The sequence below is a fragment of the Methanobrevibacter thaueri genome, from assembly GCF_015062905.1.
GTDB lineage: Archaea > Methanobacteriota > Methanobacteria > Methanobacteriales > Methanobacteriaceae > Methanocatella > Methanocatella thaueri_A.
On record NZ_SUTK01000090.1, the window covers coordinates 1 to 3,626 of the forward strand.

2 protein-coding genes are annotated in these 3,626 nt (G+C 39.7%); both read left to right on the forward strand.

Annotation, left to right across the window (positions count from 1 at the left end):
* A partial coding sequence (locus tag E7Z79_RS09505; protein ID WP_303739698.1) for a hypothetical protein occupies positions 1–451 on the forward strand: 451 nt, incomplete at its 5' end.
* Between the two features lie 196 nt (positions 452–647).
* Positions 648–3,536 (forward strand): excinuclease ABC subunit UvrA, encoded by a 2,889-nt coding sequence (gene uvrA, locus E7Z79_RS09510; RefSeq protein ID WP_303739699.1) that lies wholly within the window; start codon positions 648–650, stop codon positions 3,534–3,536.
* The last annotated feature ends 90 nt before the right edge of the window (positions 3,537–3,626 follow it).

The window sequence follows — 3,626 nt, forward strand, 5'->3', positions numbered from 1 at the left end:
AGGTTCAAATTCATACAGCGGTTCAAGTACCAGCGGCCTTAAGTATGCTTTGGAAAAATGCAATTTCAAATGCAGCTATTTCTACAAAAGTTCATTCAACAAGGCTTTAAAACAGCTTAAAAAAGGCGGCTGTGCTTTAGTATTCCATACATGGAATCATTATGTTAGCATTTTGGACATAAGCAAGGACGGCAAGATGGTGCTGGTCGGCAATCCTTCCGGAGACTATGATTATGGAAGCCATGACATTCCTACAAACTGGCTGTCCGTGAGCCATATGAAGGGTCGTTTCAACGATTATGACACTTCTGGCCTGATTGTCAAGCTTAAATACAGTTTAGGCAAATATGCTAAAAATAAAATCAATAACTTCTATTATAATATGGGTTCCAAATGGACCCGTCAAAATGTTAATGAAAGGTTAGTTCAAATTCAGGATCCTTTCTATTAACTCCTTTTTTTATTTTTTTAAACATTGATTTCAGCTTAAGGATTATGGACTGATTATAATATTGTTTCAGGCCCATATCGCAATTTATATTAATTTTAAAAACATAATTAAGAGTATCTAATTTTCAATTACTTTGCAAATGCTCTCTAAAGTATTTTATATATGAGAGTATCTAATATTATTAAGGAGTTTAATCATGACTAATGAAGATAAAAAACAGATTGTCATCAAGGGTGCACGTGAGCACAACCTGCAGGATATTGATGTCAGTGTTCCCCGTGATGAGTTTATTGTAATTACAGGTCTCAGTGGGTCTGGAAAGTCTTCTCTAGCTTTTGATACAATTTATGCTGAAGGACAGCGTAGATATGTTGAATCATTATCCGCTTATGCAAGACAGTTTTTGGGCCAGATGAAAAAGCCTGAAATGGAATCCATTGAGGGTTTGTCTCCTGCGATTTCAATTGACCAGAAAACAACAAGGGAAAATCCAAGGTCAACCGTAGGTACAATCACTGAAATCTATGATTATTTAAGATTATTATTTGCAAGAATAGGAATTCCACACTGTCCTAACTGTGGAAAGGAGATTTCGCAACAGACCATCGGACAGATTGGAGATTCAGTCATTGAAGAGGGCGAAGGGGTCAAGATTCACATATTGTCTCCAGTTGTTCGGGATAAGAAAGGCCAATTCAAGGATGTCCTTGATGATTTGAGAAACAAGGGATTTGTAAGGGTCCGTGTAGACGGTGAAGTCAGGGATCTTGATGAGGACATCGAGCTTGCAAAGACCTACAGGCACAATATTGACGTTGTTGTCGACAGACTGAAAATCAGAAAGGACGTTGACTTTAAAAGGAGACTTGTGGATTCATTGGAAACCGCAGCGGAATTCACTGACGGTTTGATTACAGTTTTATTTGACAACGGTGAGGAGAAGTATGAGAAGAAATACTCAGAGCACTTTGCCTGTGTTGACTGTGGAATAAACTTCGAGGAATTGACTCCGAGGATGTTTTCATTCAACGCTCCTCAGGGTGCATGTCCTGAATGTAACGGTATCGGTTCCAAAATGGAAATCGACCCTGATTTGATTGTTCCCGACAAGACATTGACACTGAATGAGGGGGCAATTGCACCTTGGTCAAAGTCAGCCAAAAGGGAAAATTACTATTATCAGATGCTTGAAGCAGTATCAAATCACTTCAACTTCAGCATGGACGTTCCGTTCAATGAATTGGACAGCGAATATCAGAATACCATTCTTTACGGTTGCAAGGACAAGATTCCATTCACTTTCAAAAGAAGAAACAAGTCCTATATGGTAAACCGTAAGTTTGAAGGTGTAATCCCAAGAATGGAAAGGCTATACTTTGAAACCAAGTCCAACTATTCAAGAAAATACATTTCCAAGTTCATGAGCGACAGGAAATGTCATGTATGTGACGGCAAACGTTTAAGGCCTGAAATATTGGCTGTCACTGTTGGTGGAAAGTCAATCATCGACGTTTGTGACTTGGCAATTAAGGATTCCTATCAGTTCTTCCAGGATTTGGAACTGACTGAAAGGGAAATGTTCATTGCTAAAGAGGTATTGAAAGAGATTAAGGAACGTTTAAGCTTTTTGGTTGAAGTGGGGCTTGACTATCTGTCAATGTCAAGGTCTTCAGGTACCCTTTCCGGTGGTGAGGCTCAAAGAATTAGGCTTGCGACTCAAATCGGTTCAGGTCTTGTAGGTGTTCTATACATTTTGGATGAGCCTAGTATAGGACTCCACCAAAGGGATAACATTAAGCTGATTGAAGCTCTTAAAAGACTTAAGGACTTGGGAAATACTCTTGTTGTCGTAGAGCACGATGAGGAGACCATTCTGTCTGCAGACCATGTTGTTGACATCGGTCCTGGAGCGGGCGAGCATGGTGGTAAAGTCGTAGCTCAGGGAACTCCATTGGACATCATGAACAATCCTGACTCAATTACAGGCCAGTACATCTCAAGAGTTAAAAAGATTGATGTTCCTAAGGAAAGGCGTAAGGGTAACGGCAAATTCATAAAAATCATTGGTGCCGCTCAAAACAACCTGAAGGAAATCGATGTAGAAATTCCATTGGGATTATTTACCTGTGTAACAGGTGTAAGCGGTTCCGGTAAAAGCAGTTTGATTAATGAAATTCTTTATAAGGGAGCACAGGGCAAATTGTCCAAAAAGTTCATGTTTGCCGGCAAATACAAGGAAATAGAAGGATTGGAGAACATTGACAAGGTCATTGCAATTGACCAAAAGCCGATTGGAAGAACTCCAAGATCAAATCCTGCAACATATACCGGCGTTTTCACTGATATCCGTGACCTGTTTGCTAATACTCCTGAGTCAAAGGCAAGAGGTTACAAGCCTGGAAGATTCTCCTTCAACGTTAAGGGAGGAAGATGTGAAGCTTGTACCGGTGATGGTATCGTTCAAATTGAAATGCACTTCCTGGCGGATGTTTACGTCCCATGTGAAGTCTGCGGCGGTAAGAGATACAATGAAGAGACTTTGGATATAAGATACAAAGGTAAAAACATCTATGAAGTCCTGGAAATGACCGTTGAAGAAGCATTGGAATTCTTTGAAAACATTCCGAAAATCACTAAAAAGCTTCAGACTTTATATGATGTCGGTTTGGGCTACATGAAAATAGGTCAGCCTGCAACAACTTTGTCCGGTGGGGAAGCTCAAAGAATCAAGCTTGCAAAAGAGTTGTCAAGAACCAATACTGGTAAAACATTGTATATTCTGGATGAGCCTACTACAGGTCTTCACTTTGCAGATATCAAAAGATTGCTGGAAGTTCTGGCAAGATTGACTGATGCAGGCAATTCAGTAGTTGTAATTGAGCATAATTTGGATGTCATTAAAACTGCTGACCATATAATTGACCTCGGTCCTGAAGGCGGAGACGGAGGTGGCGAAGTGATTGCTACCGGAACTCCTGAAGAGGTTGCTGAAGCCGGAACATATACCGGAGAATTCTTAGAGCGAATGCTCAATGAAAACATAACTCCTTATGCAAAAGAATTGGTAGAAGATATAGGAAAATAATTATCTTATTTTTTATCAAATTAGTGAAAGAATACTCCGACCTCTTTTAGGTTGGAGATGAATTTCACAAAAAAGACATAGAGTCATTTT